This window comes from Bacillus sp. 0209A (genome assembly GCF_036765095.1).
GTDB classification, from domain to species: domain Bacteria; phylum Bacillota; class Bacilli; order Bacillales; family Bacillaceae; genus Bacillus; species Bacillus subtilis_G.
Genome location: NZ_JBAIZV010000003.1, coordinates 429,144 through 443,964, shown reverse-complemented (window position 1 = coordinate 443,964; position 14,821 = coordinate 429,144). Strand labels below are relative to the sequence as shown.

Annotated in this window: 17 protein-coding genes; 12 read left to right on the top strand and 5 right to left on the bottom strand. The window is 42.4% G+C overall.

All coding sequences use genetic code 11. The features are described 5' to 3' along the window. Positions 1 to 6: 6 nt before the first annotated feature. The 3 genes from ispG to V6D44_RS13015 all read right to left on the bottom strand — a co-directional run bounded on the left by ispG (position 7) and on the right by V6D44_RS13015 (position 2,417). Complete coding sequence (gene ispG / locus V6D44_RS13025) at positions 7 to 1,140, bottom strand: flavodoxin-dependent (E)-4-hydroxy-3-methylbut-2-enyl-diphosphate synthase (protein ID WP_087990736.1); 1,134 nt, start codon at positions 1,138 to 1,140, stop codon at positions 7 to 9. A 121-nt stretch (positions 1,141 to 1,261) separates the two neighbouring features. Further along, positions 1,262 to 1,561, bottom strand: coding sequence for a LysM peptidoglycan-binding domain-containing protein (locus V6D44_RS13020; RefSeq protein ID WP_087990735.1), 300 nt, complete (start codon positions 1,559 to 1,561; stop codon positions 1,262 to 1,264). Positions 1,562 to 1,655: 94 nt separating this feature from the next. Further along, positions 1,656 to 2,417, bottom strand: coding sequence for a DUF1189 domain-containing protein (locus tag V6D44_RS13015; protein WP_087990734.1), 762 nt, complete (start codon positions 2,415 to 2,417; stop codon positions 1,656 to 1,658). Between the two features lie 109 nt (positions 2,418 to 2,526). Here V6D44_RS13015 and V6D44_RS13010 point away from each other — a divergent pair, with 109 nt between their 5' ends. From V6D44_RS13010 to pstB (V6D44_RS12970), 9 genes are all read left to right on the top strand, one after another. Further along, positions 2,527 to 3,009 carry a DUF456 domain-containing protein gene (locus tag V6D44_RS13010; RefSeq protein WP_087990733.1) on the top strand — a complete coding sequence of 161 codons (483 nt, stop codon included), beginning with the start codon at positions 2,527 to 2,529 and terminating at the stop codon, positions 3,007 to 3,009. 181 nt (positions 3,010 to 3,190) lie between these two features. Beyond that, entirely contained in the window at positions 3,191 to 3,799 is a 609-nt protein-coding gene (gene sodA, locus V6D44_RS13005; RefSeq protein ID WP_087990732.1) for a superoxide dismutase SodA, read from the top strand. 106 nt (positions 3,800 to 3,905) lie between these two features. Next, positions 3,906 to 5,198: an MFS transporter gene (locus V6D44_RS13000; RefSeq protein ID WP_087990731.1), complete on the top strand. Its 1,293-nt coding sequence runs from the start codon at positions 3,906 to 3,908 to the stop codon at positions 5,196 to 5,198. A gap of 113 nt (positions 5,199 to 5,311) precedes the next feature. Then, complete coding sequence (pbpA, locus tag V6D44_RS12995; RefSeq protein ID WP_087990730.1) at positions 5,312 to 7,453, top strand: penicillin-binding protein 2A; 2,142 nt, start codon at positions 5,312 to 5,314, stop codon at positions 7,451 to 7,453. 154 nt (positions 7,454 to 7,607) lie between these two features. Further along, entirely contained in the window at positions 7,608 to 8,510 is a 903-nt protein-coding gene (locus tag V6D44_RS12990; protein WP_087990729.1) for a phosphate ABC transporter substrate-binding protein, read from the top strand. A 68-nt stretch (positions 8,511 to 8,578) separates the two neighbouring features. Then, positions 8,579 to 9,508 carry a phosphate ABC transporter permease subunit PstC gene (pstC, locus tag V6D44_RS12985; protein ID WP_087990728.1) on the top strand — a complete coding sequence of 310 codons (930 nt, stop codon included), beginning with the start codon at positions 8,579 to 8,581 and terminating at the stop codon, positions 9,506 to 9,508. After that, positions 9,508 to 10,392 carry a phosphate ABC transporter permease PstA gene (gene pstA / locus V6D44_RS12980; RefSeq protein ID WP_087990727.1) on the top strand — a complete coding sequence of 295 codons (885 nt, stop codon included), beginning with the start codon at positions 9,508 to 9,510 and terminating at the stop codon, positions 10,390 to 10,392. The genes pstC and pstA overlap by 1 nt, the downstream gene beginning before the upstream one ends. A gap of 20 nt (positions 10,393 to 10,412) precedes the next feature. Then, positions 10,413 to 11,222, top strand: coding sequence for a phosphate ABC transporter ATP-binding protein PstB (gene pstB, locus V6D44_RS12975; protein ID WP_087990726.1), 810 nt, complete (start codon positions 10,413 to 10,415; stop codon positions 11,220 to 11,222). 10 nt (positions 11,223 to 11,232) lie between these two features. Then, entirely contained in the window at positions 11,233 to 12,015 is a 783-nt protein-coding gene (gene pstB, locus V6D44_RS12970) for a phosphate ABC transporter ATP-binding protein PstB (RefSeq protein ID WP_087990725.1), read from the top strand. Positions 12,016 to 12,044: 29 nt separating this feature from the next. Here the strand turns inward: pstB (V6D44_RS12970) and V6D44_RS12965 are convergent, their stop codons facing one another. Beyond that, positions 12,045 to 12,509: an endolytic transglycosylase MltG gene (locus tag V6D44_RS12965; protein ID WP_087990724.1), complete on the bottom strand. Its 465-nt coding sequence runs from the start codon at positions 12,507 to 12,509 to the stop codon at positions 12,045 to 12,047. Further along, positions 12,506 to 12,859 (bottom strand): hypothetical protein, encoded by a 354-nt coding sequence (locus V6D44_RS12960; RefSeq protein WP_087990723.1) that lies wholly within the window; start codon positions 12,857 to 12,859, stop codon positions 12,506 to 12,508. Before V6D44_RS12960 ends, V6D44_RS12965 begins: the two co-directional genes overlap by 4 nt. Before the next feature lie 179 nt (positions 12,860 to 13,038). On the opposite strand from V6D44_RS12960, the gene V6D44_RS12955 reads away from it, so the two are divergent. The 3 genes from V6D44_RS12955 to rpmG all read left to right on the top strand — a co-directional run bounded on the left by V6D44_RS12955 (position 13,039) and on the right by rpmG (position 14,818). Next, complete coding sequence (locus V6D44_RS12955; protein WP_202327161.1) at positions 13,039 to 13,509, top strand: hypothetical protein; 471 nt, start codon at positions 13,039 to 13,041, stop codon at positions 13,507 to 13,509. Then, complete coding sequence (locus V6D44_RS12950; RefSeq protein WP_087990721.1) at positions 13,506 to 14,585, top strand: glycosyltransferase family 4 protein; 1,080 nt, start codon at positions 13,506 to 13,508, stop codon at positions 14,583 to 14,585. The genes V6D44_RS12955 and V6D44_RS12950 overlap by 4 nt, the downstream gene beginning before the upstream one ends. An 83-nt stretch (positions 14,586 to 14,668) precedes the next feature. Continuing rightward, a complete protein-coding gene (gene rpmG, locus V6D44_RS12945; RefSeq protein WP_003153056.1) occupies positions 14,669 to 14,818 on the top strand; it encodes a 50S ribosomal protein L33 in 150 nt (49 codons plus the stop codon). The last annotated feature ends 3 nt before the right edge of the window (positions 14,819 to 14,821 follow it).

Below are 14,821 nucleotides of genomic sequence, written 5' to 3'. Positions count from 1 at the left end.
TTCCCGTCAAGCTTTTTGTGTCTCTTCTTTTAATTTAGCTTTTTCAGCTTCAAGCTTTGCATAGTGTTCCTCAGCAAGAATGTCGATTTCCTTCTTGAGTTCCTCTACCATTGTTTCCTCTGGAACTTTACGGACAATTTTTCCTTTCCGGAATAACAGTCCTTCACCGCGTGCGCCGGCGATTCCGATATCGGCTTCTCTAGCTTCACCCGGTCCGTTTACGGCACAGCCGAGAACAGCAACTTTGATCGGCGCTTTTATCTTAGAAATATACTCTTCCACTTCATTGGCGATGCTGATGAGGTCAATCTCAATACGGCCGCAAGTCGGACATGAGATGAGTGTGGCAGCATTGGAGGCTAAGCCGAAAGATTTCAGAAGCTCCCTTGCTACTTTTACCTCTTCCACAGGATCTGCGCTTAATGAAATACGCAAGGTGTTTCCGATGCCCTTGCTTAAAATCGCGCCGAGTCCTGCTGCGCTCTTAACTGTGCCGGCAAACAGCGTTCCTGACTCGGTGATCCCAAGGTGCAGCGGGTAATCAAATGCTTTCGACGCTTTTTCATAAGCCTCGATCGCAAGGTTGACGTCAGATGCCTTCATGCTGACAATAATATCGTGAAAGTCAAGGTCTTCAAGAATTTTAATGTGGTGAAGTGCGCTTTCTACCATTCCGTCGGCTGTCGGATAACCGTATTTTTCTAAAATCCGTTTTTCAAGTGAACCGGCGTTTACTCCGATTCTGATCGGAATCCCTTTTTCTTTCGCCGCCTTAACGACCGCTTCGACTTTTTCACGGCGGCCGATGTTGCCAGGGTTGATTCGGATCTTATCAGCGCCGCCTTCAATGGCTTTTAACGCAAGCTTATAATCGAAATGGATGTCAACAACGAGCGGAATGGAAATCCGTTTTTTAATATCTGCAATGGCGTTTGCCGCCCGTTCATCCGGACATGCTACCCGAACGACTTGGCATCCGGCTTCAGCCAACCGGTTAATTTCCGCAACCGTTGCTTCCACATCATGTGTTTTTGTTGTTGTCATGCTTTGGATGACAACTTCATTGTTGCCGCCTATTGTTAAAGGTCCCACTTTGACGGGACGCGTTTTTGTACGATGTGTGATTTCACTCACTTGCAATCGCTCCTTAATTGTAGTTGCCGCTTCTAGATGTAACAATTCTAGTATGGTTTATGTGAATTTATTTTACAAATTACATTGTAACAGTGTCTTCGCCAAACTGACAAGAAATTAACGTTAATTAAGGGTAGACCGGGAATTTGTACGCTGTTCCCGCTTGAATGGCGTTGGCCCTTACATTCGGATTCAGTGCTTCAAAATCCTTTACAATGTCGTCAGGAGAACCTGCTGGTCCGACAATTGACATAACCGTGTCACCCGGCTTAACCTTCACCGTTTTATACGCTGGTCCTTGTGCAGCCGTTTTTGCTGATGCTTCATAGACAGGGAGGTCCTGAATGGGTATTGTTCCAATTTTAAGATCATAAAAAAGAATAAAAAGTATAAAAACAATGCTGCATACAAAGGTGAGACGCTTCATCACTTTTCCTCCCGCATACAAGATTTTATACCATCGTATGCTTGTCCTTTTTAATCCATGACAAAAGAAAAGAGACTGCGAATGCAGTCTCGGATTATACAGCAGCTTTTTTGGACGGAATCTCTTTCAACACGAGAAACAGGATGACAATATTGACAAACCAGTTCAGCAAAAATTCACTTGGAACTGCCGCTTCTAATGCGCGCATGATCGTAAAGAATACGGTCGAAAGGGTGATGGAATAGGCCGAAAGCTTCCAGAGCTGATGGTAGGATAGATGCTTTCTTTGTGAATTCTTAATGATTAACCCGATAAGCGCCAAAAATGATACTTCAATAAATTTTCCTGCGGCAGTTACGAGGAAAATGAGAGCTGAGAGAACAGTTACGATCATCGTTTTATTTTGGTTTAAACCTGCGATGACATCTTTTTTCTTTAACTCTGACGGTATCATTGAGTAAGGCATCTCCTGAGCCTGTCCGTCAATGGCCAAAACAAATTTGTTCTGGAGGATGCCGATCGCATTTTGCTTTGCTTCAATTTGCTTGGTGCCGTAAGCGTCCGTCGGATCAAATACGATAACGAAACCATTTGCCTGTGATTCCGTCGCTTTTTTCTCATCCGTTTGAAGTTTGCCGTTTGAAATTGTGAAATCAGGGAAATCTTTGTTTAACACGGTTTTAAAGCCGTTCATTGATTTTACGGTCCCTGAGCTTACATAATAAGCGGTAGGAATTGCAAAAAGGACAGAAAGCAAAAATACATAAAGAATCGTTTTACCGATTCCTTGAAATCGTGTTTTTGCGATATCGCGGGGAGAGTATGTACTTTTGATGAAAAGCTGAAATATATTCACTATCTTCACTTCCTAGCTATACTAATATATGTTGCTTATTGTATCGTTGCCCGCGTGTGAATACAAGGAAGACATGAAGAAAACAGATGAAAAAGGGAGGAAGAATGCTATGGATATGTTGTATTGGCTGTTGATTGCGGCGGTATTTATCATCGCCTTTATTGGGCTGGTGTATCCCATTATTCCGAGTGTCATATTTATCGTTGCCGGATTTGTATTGTATGGATTTTTGTTTTCATTCAGTCCTTATTCTTATATGTTCTGGCTCGTCGAAGCTGTTTTTGCCGCAGTATTATTCGCCGCGGATTACGTGTCTAATCTGCTCGGAGTAAAAAGGTTCGGCGGAAGCAAAGCCGCTATATGGGGAAGCACGATCGGTTTATTAATCGGGCCTTTTGTCATTCCGGTTGCGGGAATCATATTAGGTCCGTTTATCGGGGCTGTTTGTGCAGAACTTATCGTCCGCCAAAAGGACGTCAAGTCAGCGTTTAAAATCGGTCTCGGCTCACTCATTGGCTTTTTAACAGGGGTTATTGCAAAGGGCATGATACAGCTTTTGATGATCGGATATTTTTTATGGACGGTCCTATAAGAATTGCGGACGGCATGTTTAATGGGGCGAATTATCGGTTAAAGTGAAATATGTTCGCTGAAATGAGCCAAGATGTGAGCTTTTTCATTGCTTACAAAGCATACTTTTGTTACATTGAATGAAGAAAGGCTCGCTGTGAAGCGGCATTTCAGTACATATATATATTAAAGGAGGAATTATCATGGCTTACGAACTTCCAGAATTACCTTATGCGTACGATGCTTTAGAACCGCATATCGACAAGGAAACTATGACTATTCATCATACGAAACACCACAACACATACGTTACAAATTTAAACAAAGCGGTTGAAGGAAACACTGCTCTTGCAACCAAATCAGTTGAAGAGCTGGTTGCAGATATTAATTCTGTTCCTGAAAACATCCGCACTGCAGTCCGCAACAACGGCGGCGGACACGCGAACCACAAATTATTCTGGACACTTTTATCTCCAAACGGCGGCGGCGAGCCGACTGGCGCGCTTGCTGATGAGATCAATAGTGTATTTGGAAGCTTTGACAAATTCAAAGAGCAATTCGCAGCTGCAGCAGCAGGACGCTTCGGTTCTGGCTGGGCATGGCTTGTTGTTAACAACGGCAAACTTGAAATCACAAGCACGCCAAACCAAGATTCTCCGCTTTCAGAAGGCAAAACGCCTATCTTAGGTCTTGACGTTTGGGAGCATGCTTACTACCTTAACTATCAAAACCGCCGTCCTGATTACATTTCAGCGTTCTGGAATGTTGTGAACTGGGACGAAGTGGCTCGTCTATACAGCGAAGCAAAATAATGACACTAGCAAGGTCCTCGATACAGGGCCTTGTTTTTTTATGTCTTCTTTTTACATATCTCGGTTTGAGTGAGACAGACTAAGGGATAGTAAAGGGGAGTCAGTAATGAGCAAACTAAAAAAAGTGATTGGCGATGTAGACGTAAACAAAGGGTTACTCTTTCTGCTGACTATTGGCGGGCTTTACTCACTGGGAATTGCACTGTCCAATACATTTGTTAATGTGTATCTTTGGAAGCAGTCAGGGAAATTTATTGATTTGGCGATATATAATTTATCCATTGTGACAATGCAGCCGATAACCTTTTATTTGGCTGGACGGTTAGCCAAAAAAATAGACAGGGTGTTCATTTTAAGGTTCGGCGTCATTTTTTTAGCTGCCTTTTATTTAAGTGTGCTTTTAGCCGGAGAAACGGCAGCCAGCCGGCTCGTGCTGATCGGCGCGGTGCTTGGAGTGGGCTATGGCTTTTATTGGCTTGCGTTTAACGTTCTGACCTTTGAAATCACAGAGCCGGATACGCGAGACTTTTTCAACGGATTTATGGGCATTCTGTCTTCCTCGGCAGGAATGATCGGCCCGATTGTAGCGGGATTTGTTATCTCAAGGCTTGAAAATAATACGGGTTACACAGTGATTTTCAGCCTCTCCCTCAGTTTGTTTGCATTGGCTGTTGTGATGAGCTTTTTTTTAAAACGAAGAGAATCAAAGGGCCGTTTTATGCTGAGCAAAGTATTTGGAGAGCGCCATAGCAATATGAATTGGCGGAGAATTACGAATGCGCATTTTTTTCAAGGCTTAAGAGAAGGGATTTTTATTTTTTTAATCAGTGTTTTTGTGTTTATTGAGACAAACAGCGAACTGGCCCTCGGCACATTCGGCCTTGTCAACTCAGCTGTTTCTTTCTTTGCCTATTACTTTGCATCCAGGCTGATTAAGAAAAAGGCCAGAAAAAAATCGATTTTGCTGGGCGGCCTTATTTTGTATGGAGCGCTGTTTCTGATTCTGTTTCATATGAGCTTTGCGACATTATTGACGTACGGCGTATTTATTGCCATCGGCTATCCTCTTTTGCTCGTGCCATATGTTTCACTTACATATGATGTGATAGGCCGGGCGAGACATGCCAGAAAAGCAAGAATTGAATATATCGTGCTGAGGGAATTGTTTTTAAACGCCGGCAGGATTGTCTCCATTTTAGGCTTTCTCCTGATCGTGGCTCTTCTCAAAGAAGATGTGGGAATTCCTTTGTCACTTGCTATCTTGGGTGTAGGACATCCGCTGATTTATTACTTTGTCAAAGATATCCGTTTTAAGGAGAAAGAAGAGGAAAATCAAACCATGGAAGAGGATGGCCAAAAAAGGGTCACTGAACCGAATCTTTTAAAAGGCGAAAGATAATTTTTTGTCAAAAAGGGGTTATCTGTAGAAAAAAGTCGAAAAAACCTTTAAAATGAAAACTGGCACTCTTACTTGAGTGTCTTTTCTTTCTGTAAATAGAAAAAGGTGATGTTATGAGGAGAAATAAACCAAAAACACAAAATCATAAAGAGAAAAAGAAGTCGCTGCCGATCCGGCTGAATATTTTATTCTTGGCCGCCTTTGTTATATTTACCTGGATCATTGTGGAACTGGGGATCAAGCAGATCGTGCAAGGCGATGATTACAAAAATCAAGCCAATAAGCAGGAACAAAGTGAAGTCAGCTCCGCAGTGCCGCGCGGTAAAATTTATGATCGAAACTTTAATGCCATCGTGACAAATAAGGCTTTAAACGCAATCACATACACCAGATCTAAATCGACCTCGCAAGAGCAGCGTTTAAAGATCGCAAAAAAGCTGTCTGAGATGATTAAAGTCGATACAAAAAAAGTAACAGAACGGGATAAAAAGGATTATTGGATTTTGACTAGGCCAAAAGAAGCCAAAAAGCTGATTACCTCTCAAGAAAGACAGCAGGCAGAAGACAAAAAATTATCCGATAACGATTTATATCAGCTTCAGCTAAAACGAATTACTGACAAGCAGATGAATGACCTGACGGATAAAGACATGCAGATCCTCGCCATCAAAAGACAGATGGATTCAGGATACGCATTGACCCCTCAATATATCAAAAATGAAGATGTATCAGCGAAGGAAATGGCAGTGGTAAGTGAACATTTAGACGAACTGCCGGGTGTTGATGTCACGTCCGATTGGGAACGTGACTATCCGTATAAAAACCTTCTCCGTTCAGTGCTCGGAAGTGTTTCCAGCTCTGATGAAGGATTGCCGTCCAATTTGCTCGAGCATTATCTGTCGCTTGGCTACAGCCGAAATGACAGGGTCGGAAAAAGCTATTTGGAATACCAATACGAAAGCCTTCTTCAAGGACAAAAAGCAAAGGTAGAAAACATTACAGATTCAAACGGCAATGTCACGGGAACGAAAACCGTTTCTGAAGGCAAAGCCGGTAAAGATCTCGTGCTTACGATTGATATTGATTTGCAAAAGTCAGTTGAAAAAATCATTGAGAAGAATTTAAAATCAGCTAAAGCAAGAGCAAGCACTCAATTGTTAGACCGCGCTTTCGTTGTCATGATGGATCCAAGAAACGGTGAAGTGCTGACAATGGCGGGCAAGCAGATTAAACTAGAAAATGGGGCATACAAGTTTGATGATTATGCATTAGGAAATATGACTTCATCCTATGCCATGGGATCAGCTGTTAAAGGTGCAACCGTACTAACGGGTCTTCAAACCGGCGCCATCAACTTAAATACGGTTTTTCAAGATGAGCCGTTATATATCGGTCAAGATAAAAATGGTAAAAAATCTTGGAAGAATTTAGGTTCGGTTAATATTCAAAGAGCGTTAGAGCAGTCTTCCAACGTATTTATGTTTAAAACTGCGATTGCAATCGGTAAAGGCGAGTATAAACCACATCAAGCTTTACCGATTGATACTGCGGCCTTTGATACATTCCGTAATCATTTTAGCCAATTTGGATTGGGTGTCAAAACTGGAATTGATCTTCCGAATGAAATGACAGGCTATAAAGGAACAAACAGATTGACGGGATTTTTGCTTGACTATGCGATCGGTCAGTACGATACTTATACACCGTTGGAACTGGCGCAATACGTATCAACGATTGCAAACGGGGGCTATCGTTTGAAGCCTCAGCTTGTAAAAGAAGTCAGAGAACCCAATGCTGAAAAAGGGATCGGAGCAGTTGTACAATCTGTTCAGCCTGAAGTGCTGAATAAAATTGATATGAAAAGCGATTATATTAAAGAGGTACAGGCCGGGTTCAGACGAGTGATGACAAAAGGGACAGCCGCGACCCAATTTGCTTCAGCTTCCTATCAGCCTGCCGGCAAAACAGGAACAGCGCAGTCTTTCTATGATGGGCCTGATAAATCAAAAACAGGAACAGCGGCTTATAATACGACACTTGTCGCTTATGCGCCGGCCGATAATCCTGAGATTGCGATCTCTGTCGTAGTACCTTGGGCTTATATTGATTATGGCGCTAAATATACCATTACAAACGAAATCGGCAGAGAAGTATTGGATAAATATTTTGAGCTGAAATCGAAGCAGGACAAAGAAGATACTCAGCAAAAGAATAAAGACAAAATCGAAGAAAACGCAACGTCTTCTAATGACTAAAATGAAACGCTCACATGATGTGGGCGTTTTTTTTATACAAAAAAACGCATTGATTTACAAAACCTTAACATTCGATTCAAACCCTTTTTACACAGAACCTTTATTCTATACGTGTAGGACAAATTACACATTATATGCAGGGGGAATTCAGGAAATGAAAAAAAACAAATGGGTGCTTATGCTTCTAATGGCTGCTTTTATGATGATTGCAGCTGCATGCGGAAATGCAGGAGAAAGTGAAAAATCGAATAGCGATTCTGCAAAAGGGGAAGAAAAGGCATCAGGATCTTTAACCATTTCTGGTTCATCTGCTATGCAGCCATTAGTACTCGCTGCCGCAGAAAAATTTATGGAAGAAAACCCTGATGCAGATATACAGGTGCAAGCTGGCGGTTCTGGAACAGGGCTTTCTCAAGTTTCTGAAGGAGCTGTTCAGATCGGGAATTCAGATGTTTTTGCTGAAGAAAAAGAAGGAATTGATGCAAAAGCGCTAGTCGATCATCAAGTCGCAGTAGTGGGTATGGCAGCAGCTGTAAACCCTGATGCCGGTGTGAAGGATATTTCAAAAGATGAGTTGAAAAAAATCTTCACCGGCAAAATCAAAAACTGGAAAGAGCTTGGCGGCAAAGACCAAAAGATCACACTTGTAAACCGTCCTGATTCTTCTGGCACACGTGCTACATTTGTGAAATATGCGCTTGACGGAGAAGAACCTGCAGAAGGCATTACTGAAGATTCATCTAACACAGTGAAAAAAATCATTGCTGATACTTCGGGAGCGATTGGGTATCTTGCATTCTCATATTTAACAGATGACAAAGTAACTGCTCTATCTATTGACGGTGTAAAACCTGAAGCGAAAAATGTTGCAGCTGGCGAGTATCCAATTTGGGCTTATCAGCATTCTTACACAAAAGGTGAAGCGACAGATTTAGCTAAGGAATTCCTTGATTATTTAAAGAGTGATGACATTCAAAAAAGCATTGTTACCGACCAAGGGTACATTCCGGTTACTGATATGAAAGTGACACGCGATGCCAACGGGAAGCAAAGCTGATCTTTATAAATAGAGGAGTGCGGTGGCAACCGTTTCTCCTCTTAACACATTCATAGGAGTGTAAAACAATGATAAACAATAGAGAAAATATGTCTGTGAGCGAGCGTTTAATCAGCTCAAGGCAAAATCGGCAATTGGATGAAGTTCGGGGAAGAATGATTGTGACAGCTTGTGCGCTTATTATGATTTCGGCATCTGTTGCGATCACCATTTTCCTCGGCGTGAAGGGGCTGCAATCTTTTCTTGTAAATGGTGTAAGCCCAATTGAATTCTTAACGAGCCTAAATTGGAACCCTACAGATACGGATCCGAAATATGGAGTGCTTCCATTTATTTTTGGATCATTTGCAGTAACGATTCTTTCTGCACTCATTGCTGCGCCGCTCGGCATTGCAGGTGCGATTTTTATGACAGAAATTGCGCCGAATTGGGGAAAGAAAGTACTGCAGCCGGTGATTGAGCTTTTAGTCGGCATTCCATCTGTTGTTTATGGATTCATAGGTCTTACAGTATTAGTGCCGTTTATCGCTCAGTTCAAATCGAGCGGAACAGGGCACAGTTTATTGGCGGGAACGATTGTCCTTTCCATTATGATCCTGCCGACCATTACATCGATCTCTGCTGATGCGATGGCTTCTCTTCCGAAGAGTTTAAGAGAAGGTTCTTATGCGCTCGGTGCGACAAGATGGCAGACGATCAGAAAAGTACTTGTACCCGCAGCTTTTCCGACATTAATGACGGCTGTTGTGCTTGGTATGGCACGGGCGTTTGGCGAAGCTTTGGCTGTTCAGATGGTCATTGGAAATACAAGAGTATTGCCGGAAAGCCTGTTTGACACTGCCGGAACCCTGACAACGATCATTACGCTGAATATGGGGCATACCACATACGGCAGCGTTGAAAACAATACGCTGTGGTCAATGGGGCTTGTGCTTCTGGTGATGTCATTCTTGTTCATCCTGTTTATCCGCTACTTGTCATCTAGGAGGAAAGTGTAATGAACCGCAAAATAACAGATAAACTGGCAACTGGAATATTTGGTTTATGCGCAGCCATTATCGCGGCAATTCTGGTAGGCTTATTTTCCTATATTATTATTAACGGTGTTTCCCAGCTCAGCTTCGACTTTATTACGACAAAATCAAGTGCCATTGCAGCTGGAGGAGGAATACGCGACCAGCTGTTCAACTCCTTTTATATTTTGTTTATCACGATGCTGATTACAATCCCGCTCGGTGTGGGCGGCGGAGTGTTCATGGCTGAGTACGCGCCTAATAACAAAGTGACTGATTTCATCAGAACATGTATAGAGGTGCTTTCATCTCTTCCGTCAATTGTGATTGGGATGTTTGGATTATTGATGTTTGTTAACTTAACAGGCTGGGGATATACGATCATAGGCGGGGCGCTTGCATTAACTGTTTTTAACCTTCCTGTCATGGTGCGTGTGACAGAAGACGCGATTCGTTCAGTCCCTAAAGATTTGAAGGAAGCCTCTCTCGCTTTAGGTGTATCACGCTGGCATACCGTAAAAACGGTTTTAATTCCAAGTGCAATCCCTTCTATCATCACCGGAGCGATTTTAGCGTCAGGAAGGGTGTTCGGGGAAGCGGCGGCATTATTATTTACAGCCGGTCTGACAACACCGCGTCTTAATTTTACGGAATGGAACCCGTTTTCTGAAACATCGCCATTTAATATCTTCAGGCCCGCTGAAACACTTGCGGTTCACATTTGGAACGTAAATACGCAAGGAATTATTCCGGATGCTGAAGCGATTGCCAACGGAGGTTCTGCGGTGCTGGTCATTTCTGTTCTTGTATTTAATCTCGCAGCGAGATGGCTTGGCACGATGATCTACAAAAAGCTTACGGCAAATTAGAACGGAAAGAGGCGAAAAACATGTCTGAACAAATGGTAAAAGAAAAGCCTGAACGTGCTGTTTTCGTTCCGAAACAGCGCCACGTGCTCGAAGTGAAAGATCTGTCTATTTTTTACGGAGATAAACAGGCAGTTCACCGCGTGAATATGGATATTGAAAAAAATGCGGTGACCGCTTTGATTGGACCGTCAGGGTGCGGAAAGTCCACTTTTTTGAGAAACATTAACCGAATGAATGATTTAATTCCTTCTGCAAGGGCTGAAGGTGAAATCCTTTATGAAGGATTAAATATACTGGGCGGCAATATTAATGTTGTCAGCTTAAGAAGAGAAATCGGAATGGTTTTCCAAAAACCGAATCCATTTCCGAAATCGATTTATGCGAATATCACACATGCCTTGAAATATGCTGGAGAGCGGAATAAAGCTGTTTTAGATGAGATTGTGGAAGAAAGCTTAACAAAAGCAGCGCTCTGGGATGAGGTGAAGGATCGTTTGCATTCGTCTGCACTTTCGTTATCAGGCGGCCAGCAGCAGCGTTTATGCATCGCGAGAACGCTTGCGATGAAGCCGGCCGTTCTTCTGCTGGATGAACCAGCTTCAGCGCTAGATCCGATTTCAAATGCAAAAATAGAAGAATTAATAACACAACTGAAAAGCGAATACTCAATTATTATTGTCACGCACAATATGCAGCAGGCGCTGCGGGTTTCTGACCGGACGGCATTCTTTTTAAACGGCGAGCTTGTAGAATACGGGCAGACTGAACAAATTTTCACCAGTCCGGAACAGCAAAAGACAGAGGATTATATAAACGGGAAATTCGGATAGGAGGGCGGCAATGAGTATTGCTACCGAAGCTGTAATGAAACAGGAAGTCTATCAAGTCAATGGAATGGACTTATGGTATGGACAGCATCACGCTTTAAAAAATATCAATTTGAGTATTCATGAAAACGAGATCACCGCGATTATCGGGCCGTCAGGATGCGGGAAATCGACCTTCATTAAAACATTGAATTTAATGATTCAAATGACGCCGAATGTAAAGCTTGCAGGTGAACTGAATTATAATGGCAGCAACATTTTAAAGGATAAAGTGGATATCGTGGATTTACGAAAAAATATCGGCATGGTATTTCAAAAAGGGAACCCGTTTCCGCAATCTATCTTTGATAATGTCGCTTACGGACCGAGAGTCCACGGCACCAAAAATAAAAAGAAGCTTCAAGACATTGTGGAAAAGTCATTAAAAGACGTGGCGTTATGGGATGAGGTGAAGGATCGATTGCATTCATCAGCCCTTTCTCTATCAGGCGGCCAGCAGCAGCGTCTCTGTATCGCCAGAGCGCTTGCGACAAATCCTGATATTTTGCTGATGGATGAACCGACATCTGCACTAGATCCAATTTCAACGAGAAAAATTGAAGAACTGATTCTTGAGCTGAAAAATAAATATACTATTGTAATCGTTACGCACAACATGCAGCAGGCAGCAAGGGTTTCTGATCAAACCGCCTTTTTCTACATGGGCGAGCTTGTTGAATGTGACAATACCAATAAAATGTTCTCTAACCCGCAGGATCAAAGAACTCTCGATTACATCACAGGAAAGTTTGGATAAAAAAACAGGCTGACTGTCAGCCTGTTTTTTTATCGTGTTAATGTTTTTACGATCTTTTTGAAACTCATGTCTGATTTTACTTTAAACTCGCCGGCGCGGATTTCTTTATGATATCCGGCATCAATGACATAGTCGTTAAAGTTTTGAGCCGAGGAAATGATGCCTTCTTTTTCAAGAATAGCAGATACATCTGCGGTGCTCATGCCGTCTTTAATGGTGAGCTTGTATGTTTTGACTTTGTCTTTTTTTGCGTCTGAGCTGCTGTCATCGTTCAAGGATTTCTCTTTTGAATCAAGAAGTTTTTGATATTCATCACGGTTAACAGAAACCATTTTTTTAGAATCGAGGTAATTGCTCACGTCTTGTTCGGTTACTGTTTTATTTTCTTTTACAGCAGCGGCCTGGTCTTCGTCTGTTAGATAAAAAACAGCTGCAAGAACGGCTGTCGCTAAAATAATGCCGCCTGCAAATGCCTGAATGCCCCGTTTTGTCATACGAGCACCCTCTCGTTATCTTTGATAATCGTATTTACGTCTTCCACTGATACATGCTCAGCTTTAGCGATCGCTTCAGCGGACATGCCATTATTATATTTTGAAAGTATTTGTTTAGCGATCTTTTGATTGATATCGCTATGCTTTGATTTGCGGATGACAAGGTTTGTTTCCAGTAATTCTTCCTCAAGCACTGTCATTTTCTTTTTGAGCTTGTAAATTTCCTGCATCGCAGAAAGCTGCAGTGTTTCGAGCTCTTGCTCTACATCTTTCATCGGATCTCTTTGAGAATATGAGAATGCAATTAGCGCTATACTGACGATAAACAACGCAATAATAGCAATTTCCACGTTTCATCACCTTCTATTCTTTTTTTATCCTTCTTTTTTATACCATAAAACCAATAGATTCTAAAGGTATTCGCGAAAAAAACGAGATTTTGTCGAGAAGTCTTTCTTTGCTTCCACTCTATGTAATGATTTAATAGGAACACCGAGTGAACGATAGGAAAGGAGAATGTTAAAAATCCATGGATCAATACCCATTTCTCTATAATATACGACATAAGTTTTCTTTTTTTAGGGATACATTCGATATGATGATTCAAAACGCCCGCACCTTGACCGTACGCTGGGACATCTCAGAAGAAACAATGCGGCTGGCTGAAGCTGTGCTTTTCGAAAGCCCGCGGGATATGATAAAAGAATTGCGCATTGTCATCAAAAGAAAAAACATCGAAGCTGTCAGGACGAAACGCATAACGTATCATAAAGGGGAATGGACAATTGGACAGGCAGCTGGTGATGCTGTATATGGGGCTGAATACAGAATAGTTAACTCAATGAATGTCTCTCTCAAGCTCGCGGATACAGAGGACATCTATCTTGCGGAAAATGGGGTTACTGATCTAAAAAGCTTTCAGGCTGAGGACGCGTACACCTGGTGGGAGAAGCAATTTTCTGCCTACACGTGTTATGGAGGAGGGGAAAAAGAAAGATGAACGTTCTCATGCTTTCACTTGAACATCCTCATGAGCCGAAAAGCGGGCTTGGTGTCCATTTAAACCGTCTTATTTCTTATTTAAACCCGCATATCAACATAACTGTTTTTACTCCAAGCAGGCGGCTGTTTTCATATGCGCAGTTTGAAGATTTTATGGCTGATGCTAACTTTACAATGGTTCAGCATGTGTTATCCTGCAATGAGCGTTTCGATCTGATTCATGCCCATGATGATATGACAGCTCCCGCTGCTCATTATTTGAAACAACGGCTTGGCATCCCGCTTGCAGTGACTATCCACGGTCTTGAAAGCGAAAGGAAGAAGGCGTGCCAAGAAGCCCCGCATCCATACAGACTGCAGACCGAACGGCTCCTGATAGAATCTGCTGATGAATTGATTGTACTAAGCTCTTTTATGAAACGGTCGCTTGATAAGGCAGCACGTGAAAAAATAACTGTCATCCCAAGCCCTGCATCTATGGAGGAGGAAAAGGGAGAAGTTCCAAGGAACATGAATGGAAGGTTCATATTTTCGTTTGGTAGGTTTGTTCCGGAAAAAGGTTTTTCTCAGCTGTTAAAGGTGTTTGCTATCCTGAGGCGGCGTCAGCCTGACCTGCATTTGGTGCTGGCTGGGGAAGGTCCGTCTCTCTCCTCCTATGAAAAACTGGCTGCAGCATTGAATTTGAAGGAACGTGTTATGTTCCTGCCGTTTCTGCATAGAAGAGACATCAGAACGTTTCTGTCTCACTGTGAAATGGCTGTTTTCCCTAGTTTTTATGAGCCGTTTGGGCTTGCCGCGCAAGAAAGCATGGAACAAGGTGTGCTGACTGCCGTTTCTCAGTCGGGCGGTTTTTGTGACTTTGCCCTTCACGACAAAACAGCATTCACCGTTGATTTTACGCGCGCGCAGGAAGCGGCTGATCTGCTGGACAGGTTTTTAAAAGACCGGGAAAGAGCCCGCCGGATAAAAGAAGCCGGCAGAGAACAAGTGATCAAACTACACCATCCCCGGCTCATTACGGAATCATATTTGCAGCTTTATGAGCGTATTATTCATAATTCAATAATTCATTGAAAATCAGCCTAGCATTCCGTCCATTATAGTGGTATTATATATAAGTCTGAATAAGTAAATGATTTTAGTTTGGAGGGAAAATAATGCGCGTTAATATTACTTTGGCTTGCACTGAATGTGGTGAGCGTAACTATATTTCTAAAAAGAACAAACGCAACAATCCAGACCGCGTTGAATTTAAAAAATATTGCCCACGTGATAAAAAATCTACGTTACACCGTGAAACAAAATAACAG